The organism is Candidatus Protochlamydia phocaeensis (assembly GCF_001545115.1).
In the GTDB taxonomy this organism is placed as follows: domain Bacteria; phylum Chlamydiota; class Chlamydiia; order Chlamydiales; family Parachlamydiaceae; genus Protochlamydia_A; species Protochlamydia_A phocaeensis.
In genome coordinates, this window is sequence record NZ_FCNU01000028.1 from 63,141 (window position 1) to 78,964 (window position 15,824).

Sequence of the window (15,824 nt, forward strand, 5' to 3'; positions counted from 1 at the left end):
TTATTATGGATACAAAAAAGTTAAAAAAAATTTATCTTCTACCCAATGTCATTACGGCTTTCGGGCTCTCTTGCGGGCTGTTTGTCATTTTTAAAATGAATATGACAGAGGTGGGGGAAGTGACGCCGCAGATTTTAACAGCCGTAACAGGCATTTTGCTTATGGCGGCATTTGCGGATGTATTAGATGGAGCTGTTGCAAGAGCGATCAAAGCAGAAAGCGAGTTTGGAGGAGTGTTTGATTCTTTGGCAGATGCCATTTCATTTGGAGTGGCTCCTTCAGTGATCATTTTAAAAAGCTTGTCCGTCCTTCCCGGTACGCAGTTATCTTTTTTTGTCACCATGGCAGCCATGGTTTTCTCCTTATGCGGCGTTTTGAGGCTTGTCAGATTTAATGTGACGGCATTGGAGGCCAGAAGCAATGCCGAGCTTGCGCAGGCGCATAAAAAGCATTTTACTGGCCTGCCTATTCCAGCAGCAGCAGCAGCAGCAGTTTCTTTGAATCTCTTTCTTTTTTCGGAAGATTTTCAATCCATTTTCCATTTATCTAATCTAATTCAAAGCTGGGTTTTATCGATCGCCCTTATTATGCTCGGCTACTGTATGGTGAGCCGCTGGAAATTCCCGAGCATTAAAAGCCTGGAAATCCGCGTGTCTTCTTTTCGAGTGGTTTTCCTAACAGTACTAGCAGCTGTTTTAATCTTTTATGGCATTCTTCATTACTTCGCTTTGGTTTTTCTGGCTTTGTCCTGGGGATATGTTCTTGTGGCATGGATTTTATCCATTATTCGCGTGTTGGCCGGAAGGAGATCGAAAACCTTAGAAGAGTTTGAACCCGAGCCAGACGAATTAGAAGACAGCGAAGAAGAAAATCTCTTATAACTAGAGTTTGGTTTTTTTTGCCTTTGAACTGATGGGAAAGCGCTTGCAGATGAACAAATGGCAAGACGGTCCCTATTTTTTAATATGGGTCGCCTTGCCATTTGTTCATCTTCGCAGCTTTGACGCAATCCAAAGGCAAAAAAACTCCCAACCCTGGTTTATAAATGTTTAGATGCTGTTTAAAGCCGCTAATGGCGTAGATTCGAGTTCTTTCCCGTTAGGTTATAACGCAAACGAACGGGCTATATTGGCCTAATATAGACCGCTCGCTCGCATTTCAGCTTGGCCGAGAAATAATCTTGAATTAGGTAGTATGAATTTGAAGACAAGCTCTAATCAATCCCTCTATCTATTAGGCGATGCAGGGGCCATTTCTCCCGTTTTTAAACGCTATCGCCGGCTGATGGAAGCCTTTGCCGATCAGGGCGCCTTTATTTCTTTAGAGGAAAATTCCGAGTGGTTGGCCTGCTATGAGCAAGATAGCCAGCCTATTCATGCCCGTTTACCTTTACTTGCCTTTCGCCCTGCCTCTTGTTCTGTAATTTCTCCTTTCGTAAAGGCTTGCGCCCAAGCCGGCATCCCCTTAAAAGTGCGCTGTGGAGGGACATCCTTGAATGGTTCTTCCGTTTCAGCTCCTGAAGGGATTCTTATTTTAACCAATCATCTCAAACAAATCCTGTTTTACGACAAAGAAACGGGATGCGTGCAAGCGGAACCCGGGGTTACCCCTCGCCAGCTCAATTTGGCTATTGAAGAGGATGGATGGTCTTTTCCTTTAGAAATAGCGACAGGAGGAGTAGCCGGATTGGCCGGCTGTCTAAGTTGCAGCGCAAGAAATGCCTATCGAGGACAGCGGGCAATCTCTCAATCCATTCGCTCCGCCACGCTTATTGATGGACAGGGAGAGCAAATAGAGGTGCCTTCACCGCTGATATGCGGAGCCGAGGGACTGTTTGGCATTATCATAAAAATGGAACTGCTCTTAACGCATAAGCCTGCCAAACGCCTTCACTTGATTTGCCGGATCGATTGGGAAAACTTATTTGCTCATTTTTCTCGCCTGCGCAAATATCAAGCTTTGACAGGAATCATTTGGCAAGAGAATGCATTTAAGATGATCATTGAAGGGGATGCTTGGCGCGTACAGCAGACTGCAGAATCCCTTTTAAACCTATTTGGATCTCAGATAGAACTAGAAGGCGGCCGTCCCTTACCTTTTTCCTTTCCCCAATCCCTTCCTCCCGCCTTTATTTATTTGAGCAGCGCCATGTCTTCGGCTCACCTTCCTGAGGGAATAGAAATTTTTAAGCGCTATGCGCAGGACAACGAGCTTAGCTGCCAACTTTGGAGCGATGTCTTGTCCGGCGTCCTTTATATGTCTATTTCATCAAATGAAGAAACGTATGCCTTTGCCAAAAAATTGGAAAGATTACTTGTGCAGTGGGTCGATTGGCTTGATCGCATGCAGGGTGGAATGATAAGCGCTTATGGGATTGGAAAATTGATGCAACCGTATTTGACGCCTTTTTGGGAAGAAGAATCGTTGCGTTTTTTGAAGGGGTTGCAGCGGGCTTTCGATCCATTTGAACTATTTGTAAAAGACCATGTTTTTCCGGTCGCCGGGAAAAGTTTGGAGAAGGTGCTTTATGGGCAGATGGAATGAAAGGCCCGGGGTTCATACGCCTTGGCAAGCGATCAATAAAATGCTAGATGCAGAAGAGCGCTTTGAAAAAGAGGGCAAGGAGTGGAGCGGCTATCTTTTCGCTCCAAAAAATATTTCCAAGCTATCTGCTTTGCTTTATTTGCTCAAAGAACTGCACATTCATTATGGATTTCACAATCAAGGCGAAGCTTTCAATTATGATTGGCAGGCTCTTGTTTCTGCCCGGGCATTTTCTCACCTCCTTTTCCTTCAAGATGGCTGTATAGAAATTGGAGCAGGCTATCCTTTTTCCATGCTATCTAGCAGCCTCAATGCGCAAGGATACGAGATCGGTTGGGAAGAATGGACAAGCGGCAAGCAGCAAGTGATCGGAGAAGCTCTATTGAAAGGGGAAAGCCAAGGATTGATTTTAAACCAAGAACAGTTGCCGGATCGCATTCTTGCCGTTGAGCTTGTCACACGTGAAGGGAGCTTACTAAAATGGGGAAAAGGGCTGCGAGCTAGCCAAGCAGGACCTTCTTTGCCACCTCTGATTTGGGGAATGGAAAATTTGCCGGCTGCTTTAATTAGTGCGACGCTGAAAGCCGATTTATTGCCTCCTGTGCGGCTATGCCTGAGTTGGACTTTCTCTAACTACCAAGAGTTATGGAATTGCTTTCATGTGCTTAAATCTTTCACAACGACATGGGAACGTTTAGATTGCTTATTACCAGGAAATACGGAAGAAAAAGGATTTGTCCTTGCCCAAATTTCTGGAATAGAAGAAGAAATGCAAGCATTCAAGTTGTGCTGTCCTTTGATTCAAGGGGTGGAATGGGTGAATAAAGCTCCTTTGTTTAAAAAGTTTTTTCATCAAAGGGGATACAGTTTCCATGCTGCCGAAGGTAAATCGCCGCTTGAAATCCTTCAAGAAGGCCATTACTATTGGTATCATGGCCTGACAGATCAAGGCTGGGTCATAGGCTCCGACTTAAGAAAAGATTCTCTACATAGCTTTTCGATTCCTCTATGGAAAGAGCGTTTATGGTCTTGCTTGGTCACCTGAATCGATAGGAAAAGGAATAGTAAGGCATGGATAAAGAGGAAATCGAACAGAAGCTTTTTCTATTAGACCAATCGCAAGCAGCCTGCACGCATTGCGGTTTATGCTCAGAAGCCTGTGCGACTTATCAGGCAACGGGGTGGGAGCACGAATCCCCTCGCGGGCGCATCCGGCTATCGCGCGATTTCTTGCAGGGGAAAATTCAGCCAAATTCAACCGCTTTGGAAACATTCGATCGTTGCCTGGGGTGCCGCGCTTGCGAAATCAGCTGTCCTTTATCTGTTCAATATCAGCAGATCCACCACGCCGTACAAGATCTGCGTAGAGCTTTTCAAACAGCGCCTAAAATGCCATTATTACGCCGCCGCTACCGTATCTGGATTAACCTTGCCTATCGAATAGGAAATAGATGGTGGAGAGCCTATGGAATGCCTTTATTGGCTCTTTTTTATCCCTTCTTAAAAACAGGCAAGCCAAGCTTTAAGAAATCCCGAAAGCAATCGGGGCCGAGGCGCCAACTTTTTTTAGCCTTCTGCTGTGTGCAGGATTGTTTCAACCACGATTTCTTGCGGCAAACGTTGACTCTGCTTGAGCGTTTGGGGGTGGAGCCTGTTCTGGATTCCAAACAGCCTTGCTGTGGAGCGATTTTTGAGCGCCTGATAGAAGGCGGAATGGAGACAATTCAATGGGCAGAGGAGAGGCAACGGGCCATGCGCTATCAAAAACGGTGCATTCGGGACTTTAAACGATGGTGGAAGCCCTCCACTTTATTTCTTTCCAAAGGCTGCCAATGCTTTATGCAGCCTTTCTTACAAGAAGAAACGGAAGACTTCTATGCCTGGCTTAAAAGGGAATTAAACGAAAGAAAAGCAAGGTTTGTTTTTTCACGCCCCAGAGTGGTTTATTATCAGCCCTATTGCTGTCAGTCCAAAAAAGATAGCGAAGATCCTATTTGGGAGTTATTAAAGCAAATCGAAGGCTTGACGGTTCGCTGGGTGCCCTCTCCTTTATCTTGCTGTGGAGGATGCAAAGGCGAGGCCTTGTTTAATCCTGAACAGGCACATAGGCTAGCTAAACAAAAGCTGCAAGAGATTCCGGCAGGGGCAGCTCTCATTGTCACAAGTCCGGACTGTTGGGCTCATTTTTGCTCTTTTATAGATAGCAAGCCCATTGAGATCCTTTATCCTATTCAGCTGCTCTGCCAGGCAGAGTGTATTTTAGAATGAGCTTACGCTTGGTGGAAATTTAGCCTTAATTGGCCATTGATAAATTGTTTGATGACCTCTGTTTTTCTTTCCAGCTCTTTTTCTTTTTCAATTTGAAAAATCAACAAACGCTTAGCGGTCCTTCCAAGGAATTGCCGCGTCAATTCTATCATCTTCCTACAGGCTATTTGCCATAAAGGCCGCGACTTGATTGTGATATCCGTTTTATTAAATTCCGATACCAACTTTGGCGAGAAATGGGCATTTCCAAGAGTCGTAAAAGGACCTGTAAGAATACGATAGAAAAAATGAAAGTATCCAATAGGAGAGTTATCATGCAGGATAATTTTTGAATGCGCTTTCAAATGTGCGCCCCCGGCTGCTACAACGAAATCTTCCTCATGCTCATAACCGTAGACGCGAGGAGCAGCAGAAGAGGGAGGAAGGCTTTGTTTCTTTGCCTCAAACTGCCGGACTGCTTTGCGACCTATCCCCGGCGCATTGTAATGATAAATTGATTGAATAATCGATTGTCCGTCATTTGTCAGGACATCGCAGAATTCTACTCCAATGCGCTGAGCAATGGCGCCCCCTAAACTATGTCCGGTCACGACAACAGGGCCATGGATTTGACTGACTTCTTGGAGGACAGATAAAATGTCTTCTTTGGATTCCTTCAGGCCATATTTTCCAATCGAAGTTTTGACATCGTCCACTAAATTGTGAAGGTCGGAGGTCGTTCCTCGGCAGCAAAGGATGGGAGCTGCCATGCGGTCTTGCTTGATTTCTTTTTGAGAGGGGACTAAGACAACTAGCTGTAAGCCTTTCGCATTGGTAATGACCTTGTGCACCACGTAATCCGAAAGAGCCGCATCCGGCCCAATAATGGTATCGCCCGGCTGCCATTTGCCATAAGATGTGACGCATCCCATAATTTGATAGTAGTCTTCAAATTTTTGCGCTTTTTCAAGCCTCATATTGTCTCTAAGACGGCTCAGCATGGCCAACAAACAATGCCCCGTAAACGCAAAATAGTTGTTTCTTTCATAGATCGTTTCATTAATAGATTCTTGTAGAGAAATAACTTCGCGTTTTATTTTTTTGTAATGCGCATGGGTCAGTCTTTGACTGCCTGTAATAAAAGCATCCATATTCTTCAAAACCCTAGCAGCGGCTAAAGCGACAAGCTCTTGAATGGGCGTATAGTGGGCATTCGCTCGTTCTAGCTGAGAGGATTCGGAAATCACTCTATGTAATAATTGAAAATTATGGTTATGATTTACAACAGACATTAATTCCTTTTAATTATTAAGAAAAATTAATAATAATTTTATTAAAATGTTAATTTATTTTCAAGTTAACTTGTTGGTTTTGTTGTTTAATTTATAAAATTTTACTTTGTTTTTATTTGTGTTGTATTAAGAGTGTGTTAAGTTTGTTTAATAACTTTTTTTAATTGTTTAATTTAAAAACAAATTTAAAAAAGAACTTGAGTTGTTCTTCTATGATCTATTAGTCTTAGGGGCTATTTAATTAATGAATATTCTTGTCTTACTTGGCTGATAATATGAAGCGGTTAGTTCTAGGTTTGCTGACAGCAGTTTTAATGATCTCTTTTCCTGTTTGGGCTAAGTCTTGGCCTAAGGATCAAAAGGAGTGTTATAGGAGGTCTTTAATGGAAGAAATTTTAAGATATGGCGTGCGGGAAGAAGACTATTTTTTTGATTGCTGCTCACTTTCTAAAGCAGAGCAAATTGCTAGTTGTATTATTCAGGAAATGGAAAGGGTCTTTGCAATTGAGGACTATCAAAAGCATCAAGAAATATTGGACCAAATAGCCAAGCAGATTCCTAATTGGCGCAGTACCTCTAGTTTTAAGAAGCTTGTATTTGAATCTGAGAGCTGGGCTCCCTATAAACGCGCTTATCAAGCGGGTCTGCAAGCCTATATGCCGCCTAAAACGAAATGGCCCGAAGAGACAAAATTAAAGGCTATTCAAGCAGCTGAAAATCTATTGGCTAAAGAGAAAGTCTATCCTGTAGAGCAATTAAGAGAGCGGGCAAGCCTTTTAATCGATCAATTGGAAGCAGAATTTGGCTATGAGGAATATGATCGGTTGCATGGGGATCTTGCCAATGGAAGGACAAAGCAGCGTATACAAAAAATCATGCGGAAGAGAGAAGATAGGTTTCCGGCATTTCGTTAAAATTCTCACAGGCAATAGAATAATTATGTGGCAGAGGTAAGCCTTAAAGAGCCGTTGACAAATTGCTTGATGACGTCTGCTTTTTGTTCCAAGTCTTTTTCTTGTCTAATTTGATAAATTAATAACCGCTTAGCGACTTTCCCAAAGAATTGCCGGCTTATTTCCATCATTTTTCTACAAGCTCTTTGCCAAAGTGGCATGGGTATATCTGTCATGTCAGTTTTATTAAATTCCGACACGAGCTTCTGCCAGGAATGAGCGTTTTTAATTACTTTAAAAGGCGCCCTAAATAAGCGATAAAAGAATTTGAGAAATCCAATAGGAGATTCATCATGAACAATAATTTTAGAATCGGCTTTTAAGTGGGCTCCTCCAGCTGTGACAGCAAAATCGCCCTCATGCTCGTAACCGTAGACGCGAGGAGCAGCAGAAGAAGGTGGAAGGCTTTGTTTCTTTGCCTCAAATTGCCGGACTGCTTTGCGACCCACCCCCGGAGCATTATAGTGATAAATGGATTGAATAATCGATTGTCCGTCATTTGTCAGGACATCGCAGAATTCTACTCCAATGCGCTGAGCAATGGCGCCCCCTAAACTATGCCCCGTTACGACAACAGGGCCATGGATTTGACTGACTTCTTGGAGGGTAGATAAAATGTCTTCTTTGGATTCCTTCAGGCCATATTTTCCAATCGAAGTTTTGACATCGTCCACTAAATTGTGAAGGTCGGAGGTCGTTCCTCGGCAGCAAAGGATGGGAGCTGCCATGCGGTCTTGCTTGATTTCTTTTTGAGAGGGGACTAAGACAACTAGCTGTAAGCCTTTCGCATTGGTAATGACCTTGTGCACCACGTAATCCGAAAGAGCCGCATCCGGCCCAATAATGGTATCGCCCGGCTGCCATTTGCCATAGGACATCACGCATCCCATGACTTGATAATAGTCTTCAAATTTTTGCGTTTTTTCAAGCCTCATATTGTCTCTGAGACGGCTGAGCATAGTCATTAAATAATGCGCCTTACGGGCAAATTTAGCCTCTCTTTTTGAAATATTTTCATTAATAGAACTCTGAAGGTTAACCACTTCAGAAGTTATTTTTTGATAATGCGCATCTGTTATTCTCCGATTGCCGATAATAAACGCATCTATATTGCCTAAAACCCTAGCGGTCGCTAAAGCGACAATCTCTTGAATAGGCGTATAGCTGGCATTCGCTCGTTCTAGATGAGAAGACTCGGAAATTACTCTATTTAATAATTGAAAATTATAATTATAATCGGCAACAGACATTATTATTTCTTAAATTTTGTGTTTTGAAAGAAAATATTATAAATTAATTTGTATTAAAATGTATTAAGATTTTATTAAGAAATATAAAATAATTGATAAGTAGAGCGCGTTGTCGAATTCATAATCGCTAGCATGCTCTGTCTAATAGGCGCGTATGAGACCGATTAAGACGCCTTGAATCACCATTTGATCGGGGCGCAGTGTTAAAGATTGGTGATGAGGAAGATGGCTTTCCAAACGAATATATTGGCCTTCCGGATAGTATTTTTTGATAATAGAATCTTGTTGATTGATGAGTCCTAAGATGGTTTCTCCTGCTTGGATATCTGAGCGAGCTTCGATCAGCAAAAGGTCGCCATCTTGAATCAATTCGTCTTGCAAGCTATCTCCTTGGGCTTTCAAAAGATAAGTATTTTCGGGATTATGGACTAAAAAAGCGGGAACGGCGAGCATTTGGGATTGGATGAAAATTTCGATAGGATAGCCTGCAGAGATGTTCCCAATCAAGGGAAGCTCTATTTCTATTTTGGGCTTGCTAGAGGTGGAAAAGGAAGTTGGCATGATTGAGCGGCTGCATTGTCTTTCTGCCGTTAAAAGGCCTTTCCGCTGCAGAGTGCGAATATGTTTATAGACTGAGCCGGGAGAGGCAAGAGAAAACTGCTTCATGATTTCTCGATAACTGGGCGAATAGTGATAGCGATCGATAAATTGCTGAATAAAAAGAAGAATTTCTTGCTGTCGAGGGGTAAGGCCTTTCATGATAGGTGGCATCTCCTGAACATAAAATGATATAATCCAAAGGCTGCCAGCCACATAATGATGGCTGAGACGACAATATCAGAAAAAAAATGTCCTCCCTGTGCCAAGCGGGAAAGACTTAAGACGCCGCCGAGCCCTCCTGTCAATGCTAGGCCTAATAAGTAAAGAAAGCGGCGACGGTAATGCCTGCCCAATAAAATGAAAGTGAAAAAATAAAAGCCCATCGAGCAGTGTCCGCAAGGAAAAGATTTGGAAGGTTCTGGCTGTTGAAAAAAATTAGGATGGTAGTAGGCCCGAAATGACTGCTGTCCTCCAAATTCAGTTGTTTGCTTTGGACGAGGACGCCCCCAATGATCTTTTAAAAGGACATGAACAATCAAACCAGATCCAATCGCCAAGACTAAAATGAGATAGGCGAAAATTCTGCGCCATTGCCGGAATGAATGGAAAAGAAAGGATAAAATCCATCCCAGGCAAGCTAGGCCAACCACTATCCAGCCCGGAATTAATCCATAGTAATACACCCACTCAAAAAAAATGTGGGAAGAGAAGTGCCCATTTTGATAAAACCACCCACTCATTTTTAAATCCAATTGTTCAGACCAGGGCGTTAAGAGAGCTAAGATAAGCAGGGGAAATCCGATGGCTTTTACAAGCGAAGCGGAAAAAATCGATTTTGGAATAAGGGATTTTTTTTCATGAATAGAGGAATTAGATAGCATGAAAGTCTTTCTCTATAGCCGCATATTGTAAATTTATTAAAGTCTGCAAACAAGTTTGTCTAAATGTCCATAAATGAGCAAGCCTGGAATTGCCTCGTCTCTTTCTCATCCTTTATTTAATAAAATATAAGTAAACATTTTTTATTATTTAGCGCTTTATGCTAATTGGTTTCTATGGATTATTATTAATAACTCGTGATTTAATGTTATTGATTTTATTAAATGGGAGTCGATTTTATGAATCGTTTTTTATGGCTATTATTAATAATAAGTTTTCAATTTGCTAATAATTTTGCAACTATAATAGAGGAATCGACAGAGACTTCGCGTGAAGATGAAGTGATTCAATCGCCAACCAATTCCTATACGATTCTCAAGAAACTAGGGGAAGGGGCTTTTGGAGAGGTTTTTGCGGTCGAAAATGCTAAAGGAGAGAAATTTGCAATAAAGTCTTATAAACCCTCTTTTCAAACTTCAGATTCAAAGAAGACGGGCTCTTATGAGGAAGAATCGTCTATAAATGCGTGGGATCTTTTAGCAGATGCGGAAAGAGAATTTCAAAGAGGGCAAGTATTAGATCATCCCCATATTATAAAATCTATCGAGCTTTTCACTTCTAGCTCCTCTTCTAATCCGACTACTTATTTGGTTTTGCAGCTTGTTGAGGGACAAACGTTATATAATACCGGAAAAAAATCGCTTTCTCATCAAGCGGCTGTTCATGCAGCTCTCCAATTGAGCGATGCGCTTCGCTATGCGCTCTCCTTCGGACTTATCCATTTGGACCTGCATCAAAACAATATTATGTTGGCCAATGGGGCGGATATGATGGTCATTGATTTAGCAAGCTTCTTTACTTTTGAGGAAATGTTTGGGTATGTCCAGTCTCAAACGGAAAAAAAAGAAGAAATTGCCAGCATCAAACAAATCAAAGCTAATTTGAAAGCACCTTCTATTCATCCTATTCAAGCTAAAAAGATGAAAAGATTTTTTATGAACCATCCACAGTTGTTTAATGAATTAAAAGAAAGGGGGCACGACAGCAATCCTTCTTTCAATCAAGCGAAGTTCAATAAAATGGCCATCGTAACAGGACGTGCACCTCATGTTTCCTCTAATTGGTTAGAAGCCGCCCGCCTATCTTTTTATGCGCATTACTTCAATCAAGTCACAGATGTTTGCCTCAGCATTATTTCAAAATCCGATGGAAGCAAAGAAGATAAATTGAATAAATATGCTGAAATAAAAAAAATCGCATGGAACTATTTGGAAGACGTAGAAGATGGCCAATCGATTAATATTGAAGAATCTTTAGACAAACTGTTAGAAGTATTAACTTCCGAATAGAGGCATAATCACCTGAGTTTATGAGGTATGGTGGTTCATGCAAAGAAAGTTCCTTTTGAATCTCTCTTATAGCGAATTAAAATAAGGGATGATCAAAGCTTTTTTGATAAATTGAATCACATCTCTCATAAAAGGTATGAAGCAGCTATAAAGGAGGCGTGCTGGGAGCTTTTTTATACATATTGGGCAACAGCAGCTGTAAAAAATCGGAAGCGAATGCAAAAAGAGAGAGCGAGGTCCTATTTGGCAAGGCTGCAGCATCTATTTCTGCGTTCGCTTTGACTTAGGCTTCAAAATGATTGAATCCTTTAAATGGCGCTTCAGCCTCTTGTATAGAGGGTAATTTTTGGAAGCAGAGAAAGAAGAATTTAGCTCTTATGGAGATAGGTTCAGCCGGCCTGTAATTGTTTTACTATTAGCCAATTTAATTTTATGCTATGGTTAGCAATAAGGAACTAGTGGAAGGTGTTGGAACGGATGCCAGATAGGAATAGTATTTTTGAGAACCAGCAGGAACTGAAATTTTCTGGTGAGCAAGGTTTTTTTGATAAAAGCATTATCATTCGTTATCTCATTATATGCGGTTTTGTTTTTGCTCTTTTTCTCTTCTTGCATTTTCGGGAAGTACAAGTCGACATGATGGAGTTGAACAGCATTGCCCCGCGCTATGTTGTTTCGCAAGTGCCTTTTGACTTTCCGGATGAAGAGGCAACTCTTATTCTGAAGCAGGACGCTGTCAAAGATATTGGCAAAATTTACGAAATAGCCCGAAAGGATATTCATCAGAAAAGAATCGAATTTGAAAATTTTCTGCTTTATAATCAAGCCTGGCATGAGCAGGCAGAAAACGGGACTTTTGATGAATTGTATCAAGGAACTGAGGCAATGGAGAAGGCGCTTTTAAATTTGCGCTTTACAGATGCCCGAACCCTAGAAAAAATGAAAGAGCTCGGGCTTTCCGTCCAAGATTATCAAGTTTATACGCCCAATACGTTGTTAGATCAAATTCTCTTGCCTTCTTTCCTTTGGGATATCTTGCAAAGGGAAGTTCTTCCCTCTTCTTCTTATAACCCCCTCATTTCGGCAATTATTCTCGAATTCTTCAAGCATAACCATTGGCATATTGAAGAAGACATTCCAGCTCAACGGCTATTGCGCAAAAAAATCCAGGGATTGGTTTCTGAAAAGATGACGCATGTCAATGCAGGAAATCGTATTATCGATCAAGGCGAGAAAGTCACTTCGCGTCATATTGCTATGCTTCAAGCCATGAAAAGCCAATTAGGCTACAGCCGCAATCTTTCCCATCCTTTGACACTGCTAGGATCTTTTTTGCTTACCTTGCTTTTAATGGGAATTTTTCTTGCCTATTTTCAAATCAATCAGCCACGCATATTGGCCTCCAATCGGAAGCTATTTTTATTGGTCACTATTCTTATTTTGACTTTAGGCATTTCCAAACTGACCGAATTTTTCCTTTTAAGTTCGAAAAATAATCTGATAGATACGATCCGCTATCCCTTATTTGTCCCTTTAGCAGCCATTTTAATTTGCAGTCTTATCAATCCAGCAGTCGCAACGTTTGCAAGCGGTTTTTTAGCTATTGTATCTGCTATCGCCTTGGCGTTCGATTGGGAAGGATTTTTAATCTTGAATCTTACGGCTGCATTAGTGGCTATATTAAGCGTCCACTCTTTAAGAAGGCGTAAAGAGATTTTTATCGTATGCTTAAAGGCTTGGCTATGCTGCGTTGTGGCTATCATTGCCCTTCACTTATATGCAAATACGATCGATCAATTCCTGGTGATTACAGATATCTTAAGCGCCTGCTTCTTCATGCTTTTAACAGCTGTTTTGGTTGTCGGCTTATTGCCTTTATTAGAGTCTGGATTTGGCATCATGACAGATGTGACTCTAATGGAATATATGGATCCTAATAATGATTTGCTACGCCGCTTGACCATTGAAGCCCCCGGCACTTATCAGCACTCTGTTGTTGTCGGCAACTTAGCGGAAGCGGCTGCTTTAGCGATTGGCGCCAATGGACTTTTCTGCCGCGTAGCCACGCTGTACCATGACATTGGTAAGATGGCGACTTCTCAGTACTTTACCGAAAATCAATTAGGCGAAGTCAATATTCATCAACTTTTGACGCCGCAGGAGTCCGCCCAAGTCATCATGGCACATGTGGCGGAAGGAGTCGCGATGGCAAGAGAAGCCGGCTTGCCAGAGCCCATTATCGATGTCATCAAAGAACACCATGGAACGACCATGGTCTATTATTTCTACCGGAAGCAGGTTGATAAAATGGGAGGCGACAAGAGCAAAGTCGACGAGCGGGAGTTCCGCTATGCAGGGCCTAAGCCGCGAAGCAAAGAATCGGGCATCATTATGATTGCCGACTCTTTCGAGGCCGCTTCCCGGTCTTTAGATAAAGTCAATGAAGAGTCATTGACAGAATTAGTTGATCGCTTGGTTCGCGAAAAAGTCGATGATGGCCAATTTGATAGTTGCTTATTGACTTTCGAAGAGTTATCCGTTGTCAAACGCGCCCTAGTGAAAACCCTATTGGCTGCCGGGCATTCGCGCATCAAGTATCCTTCGCATGAAAAAAAGATCCTATCTGTCCGTATTGAGGAGAGTGCCTAATGGGCGAGCATCTAGCTTTAGTGACAGGAGCGACTTCGGGAATTGGACAAGCCCTTTGCGCCCTTCTTGCTAATAAAGGGATGCGCTTGCTGATAACGGGAAGGGATGCAGATAAGCTGCAGCAATTGCAGGAACGATTTCCTTCTGCCGTTCTACAATGGATTGCAGCCGACTTGTCCCATGAAAGCGGGCGCAGCCGGGTCATCGAAGCTATTCATCGCCATGGCCCCGATCTAGTCATTAATAATGCCGGTTTTGGACTATACGGAGAAGCGTTGACATATCAGACTGAAGAGCAAAAGAAGATGGTGAATGTCAATTGCTTAGCTGTCATAGAGTGCGCTTTGGAGGCTGCCCGTACGCTTGTTTCTAGAAAGCAGAAGGGAATAATTTTAAATGTCTCTTCAGCAGCTGGTTTCCAAATCGCTCCTAATATGGCCATTTATGCCGCTTCAAAAGCATTTGTCACTCACTTTTCCCAGTCCTTCGATGAAGAAATGAGGCCTTATGGCATACGCGTGCTTGCCATTTGTCCGGGAATGGTGGATACTCCTTTTAGTGTTAAAGCAGGGGGGGAAAGGAAGCCTAAGCAGACAGCAGGCGTGATGACGCCCGAGTTTGTAGCCGAAGAGATCTGGCAGCAAATCCATACCTTGCAACCTGTAAGAATCATTGATTGGAAATACAGGCTCTTAACGCGGCTTTCCTCTATTTTTCCCAAAAGATGGACCGCGCAAATAATTAAAAAAAACATTGCTGAGCGTATTGCTCCGCGCCATATAATGACCATTGAACAATGAATGAAGATAATCTTTTGAACCAACCACAGAATCCAGAGGACCAGGACAGTCAGCCAGAGTCCGCTTTGCCAAATGGCTTTACTGTTTTCCATTTAGACCCCCTTATTATCAAGGCTCTTGATAAGATGAGTTTTAAAGAGCCTTCTCCTATTCAGGCGCAGGCCATTCCTCTCATTCAACAAAAGAGGGACTTGATTGCTTTATCCCAGACCGGATCGGGCAAAACAGCTGCTTGTGCCATTCCGGTTTGCAATCGCGTGGATACAGCCAAGACATCTGTACAGACGCTTATTATAGTTCCTACGCGCGAGCTGGCTTTACAATATGCCACAGAAACGCAAAAAATAGGAAAATATAAGGGCGTGAAAGCATTTGCCATTTTTGGCGGCGAAGATCCTGCCCTCCAGCAGTCCAAGCTCAAGCATGGCGTGCAAGTGCTTGTCGCAACGCCGGGGCGGTTAATTGATTTCATTTATTCCAGGCAAATCGATCTTTCCCAAGTCGATACGCTTATTTTGGATGAAGCGGATGAGATGCTTAGCATGGGGTTTTATGAAGATTTAGATTTTATCATCCAATGCCTGGTCCATTCCCATCAAACCCTTCTTTTTTCTGCAACAATGCCCCCTGCCATCCGCAAGCTTGCTAAACAGCATATGCAGGATCCGCTAGAAGTTAACTTGATTCAACACCAGGCTAGCCCATCTCAAATCGAGCATCTGTTTGTCTATTGCCCAGCCCATCACCGAGATCCGAAGCTTATTCATCTCATTGAAGAGCTCAAACCCACCCAGGCAATTGTTTTCTGCCATTCGCGCTTTCAAGTGGAAAAGGTTTGCCGTGCTCTGCAGGGAAGGTTAGATAGTGTAGATTTTCTGCATGCTGGTCTAAGTCAAGATATTCGCACAATTGTGACTAATAAATTCCGCAATGGGAAGATTCGCATTCTGGTTGCAACGGATGTGGTTGCGCGCGGATTGGATTTTTCACGGGTTAGCCATGTGTTTATTTATCAATTGCCGCCTGATCCGGATGTATATGTCCACCGCTCGGGACGGACAGGACGCTATGACAAAGCCGGCATTGTTATCTCATTGGTCACGCCGCGCGAGCTGCCTCTGCTGCAATCGATTCTTAATCAAATTAAGCAAGAGGTTGCCTGGATAGGCGAGCCGCCTCCAGAATCATCCCAGGCTAGGCCTTTAGCTAAAAGACGCCCCAGGCCCAGGAATCGTAGGCCTCCCCGAGAGAAAACATAATC

General features: G+C 42.7%; 13 protein-coding genes. 9 read left to right on the forward strand and 4 right to left on the reverse strand.

The window, feature by feature from the left end; all coding sequences use genetic code 11:
- Positions 1 to 5: 5 nt before the first annotated feature.
- The 4 genes from BN3769_RS09860 to BN3769_RS09875 all read left to right on the forward strand — a co-directional run bounded on the left by BN3769_RS09860 (position 6) and on the right by BN3769_RS09875 (position 4,812).
- Complete coding sequence (locus BN3769_RS09860) at positions 6 to 881, forward strand: CDP-alcohol phosphatidyltransferase family protein (RefSeq protein ID WP_068470078.1); 876 nt, start codon at positions 6 to 8, stop codon at positions 879 to 881.
- A gap of 313 nt (positions 882 to 1,194) precedes the next feature.
- Entirely contained in the window at positions 1,195 to 2,544 is a 1,350-nt protein-coding gene (locus BN3769_RS09865) for an FAD-binding oxidoreductase (RefSeq protein WP_068470080.1), read from the forward strand.
- Positions 2,528 to 3,589 carry an FAD-binding protein gene (locus BN3769_RS09870; protein ID WP_068470082.1) on the forward strand — a complete coding sequence of 354 codons (1,062 nt, stop codon included), beginning with the start codon at positions 2,528 to 2,530 and terminating at the stop codon, positions 3,587 to 3,589. Before BN3769_RS09865 ends, BN3769_RS09870 begins: the two co-directional genes overlap by 17 nt.
- 26 nt (positions 3,590 to 3,615) lie before the next feature.
- Positions 3,616 to 4,812: a (Fe-S)-binding protein gene (locus BN3769_RS09875; RefSeq protein WP_068470084.1), complete on the forward strand. Its 1,197-nt coding sequence runs from the start codon at positions 3,616 to 3,618 to the stop codon at positions 4,810 to 4,812.
- 2 nt (positions 4,813 to 4,814) lie between these two features.
- Here BN3769_RS09875 and BN3769_RS09880 read toward each other — a convergent pair whose 3' ends face one another.
- The gene (locus BN3769_RS09880; RefSeq protein ID WP_068470086.1) at positions 4,815 to 6,083 is read right to left on the reverse strand and encodes a lipase family protein; all 1,269 of its coding nucleotides are present in this window, start codon (positions 6,081 to 6,083) and stop codon (positions 4,815 to 4,817) included.
- A 383-nt stretch (positions 6,084 to 6,466) separates the two neighbouring features.
- On the opposite strand from BN3769_RS09880, the gene BN3769_RS09885 reads away from it, so the two are divergent.
- Positions 6,467 to 6,997, forward strand: a complete 531-nt coding sequence (locus BN3769_RS09885) for a hypothetical protein (protein WP_068470088.1) — start codon at positions 6,467 to 6,469, stop codon at positions 6,995 to 6,997.
- 23 nt (positions 6,998 to 7,020) lie between these two features.
- Here BN3769_RS09885 and BN3769_RS09890 read toward each other — a convergent pair whose 3' ends face one another.
- From BN3769_RS09890 to BN3769_RS09900, 3 genes are all read right to left on the reverse strand, one after another.
- A complete protein-coding gene (locus BN3769_RS09890) occupies positions 7,021 to 8,286 on the reverse strand; it encodes a lipase family protein (protein ID WP_068470090.1) in 1,266 nt (421 codons plus the stop codon).
- Positions 8,287 to 8,427: 141 nt separating this feature from the next.
- Positions 8,428 to 9,045 carry a transcriptional repressor LexA gene (gene lexA, locus BN3769_RS09895; protein WP_068470092.1) on the reverse strand — a complete coding sequence of 206 codons (618 nt, stop codon included), beginning with the start codon at positions 9,043 to 9,045 and terminating at the stop codon, positions 8,428 to 8,430.
- Entirely contained in the window at positions 9,042 to 9,767 is a 726-nt protein-coding gene (locus BN3769_RS09900; protein ID WP_068470094.1) for a phosphatase PAP2 family protein, read from the reverse strand. The genes lexA and BN3769_RS09900 overlap by 4 nt, the downstream gene beginning before the upstream one ends.
- A 237-nt stretch (positions 9,768 to 10,004) precedes the next feature.
- Here BN3769_RS09900 and BN3769_RS09905 point away from each other — a divergent pair, with 237 nt between their 5' ends.
- From BN3769_RS09905 to BN3769_RS09920, 4 genes are all read left to right on the forward strand, one after another.
- On the forward strand, positions 10,005 to 11,114 hold the full coding sequence (locus BN3769_RS09905; protein ID WP_068470096.1) for a protein kinase domain-containing protein: 1,110 nt from the start codon (positions 10,005 to 10,007) through the stop codon (positions 11,112 to 11,114).
- Between the two features lie 477 nt (positions 11,115 to 11,591).
- The gene (locus BN3769_RS09910; protein WP_068470099.1) at positions 11,592 to 13,763 is read left to right on the forward strand and encodes an HD family phosphohydrolase; all 2,172 of its coding nucleotides are present in this window, start codon (positions 11,592 to 11,594) and stop codon (positions 13,761 to 13,763) included.
- Positions 13,763 to 14,563 (forward strand): SDR family NAD(P)-dependent oxidoreductase, encoded by an 801-nt coding sequence (locus BN3769_RS09915; protein WP_068470100.1) that lies wholly within the window; start codon positions 13,763 to 13,765, stop codon positions 14,561 to 14,563. The genes BN3769_RS09910 and BN3769_RS09915 overlap by 1 nt, the downstream gene beginning before the upstream one ends.
- Positions 14,560 to 15,822 (forward strand): DEAD/DEAH box helicase, encoded by a 1,263-nt coding sequence (locus BN3769_RS09920; RefSeq protein ID WP_068470102.1) that lies wholly within the window; start codon positions 14,560 to 14,562, stop codon positions 15,820 to 15,822. The genes BN3769_RS09915 and BN3769_RS09920 overlap by 4 nt, the downstream gene beginning before the upstream one ends.
- Positions 15,823 to 15,824 lie beyond the last annotated feature (2 nt).

Excerpts from the sequence above, each read along its gene's own strand:
- BN3769_RS09875 (WP_068470084.1), top strand. The coding sequence starts at position 3,616 with ATGGATAAAGAGGAAATCGAACAGAAGCTTTTTCTATTAGACCAATCG.
- BN3769_RS09910 (WP_068470099.1), top strand. The coding sequence starts at position 11,592 with ATGCCAGATAGGAATAGTATTTTTGAGAACCAGCAGGAACTGAAATTT.
- BN3769_RS09860 (WP_068470078.1), top strand. The coding sequence starts at position 6 with ATGGATACAAAAAAGTTAAAAAAAATTTATCTTCTACCCAATGTCATT.
- BN3769_RS09920 (WP_068470102.1), top strand. The coding sequence starts at position 14,560 with ATGAATGAAGATAATCTTTTGAACCAACCACAGAATCCAGAGGACCAG.
- BN3769_RS09870 (WP_068470082.1), top strand. The coding sequence starts at position 2,528 with ATGGGCAGATGGAATGAAAGGCCCGGGGTTCATACGCCTTGGCAAGCG.
- BN3769_RS09880 (WP_068470086.1), bottom strand. The coding sequence starts at position 6,083 with ATGTCTGTTGTAAATCATAACCATAATTTTCAATTATTACATAGAGTG.
- BN3769_RS09885 (WP_068470088.1), top strand. The coding sequence starts at position 6,467 with ATGGAAGAAATTTTAAGATATGGCGTGCGGGAAGAAGACTATTTTTTT.
- BN3769_RS09915 (WP_068470100.1), top strand. The coding sequence starts at position 13,763 with ATGGGCGAGCATCTAGCTTTAGTGACAGGAGCGACTTCGGGAATTGGA.
- BN3769_RS09900 (WP_068470094.1), bottom strand. The coding sequence starts at position 9,767 with ATGCTATCTAATTCCTCTATTCATGAAAAAAAATCCCTTATTCCAAAA.
- BN3769_RS09890 (WP_068470090.1), bottom strand. The coding sequence starts at position 8,286 with ATGTCTGTTGCCGATTATAATTATAATTTTCAATTATTAAATAGAGTA.
- lexA (WP_068470092.1), bottom strand. The coding sequence starts at position 9,045 with ATGAAAGGCCTTACCCCTCGACAGCAAGAAATTCTTCTTTTTATTCAG.
- BN3769_RS09865 (WP_068470080.1), top strand. The coding sequence starts at position 1,195 with ATGAATTTGAAGACAAGCTCTAATCAATCCCTCTATCTATTAGGCGAT.
- BN3769_RS09905 (WP_068470096.1), top strand. The coding sequence starts at position 10,005 with ATGAATCGTTTTTTATGGCTATTATTAATAATAAGTTTTCAATTTGCT.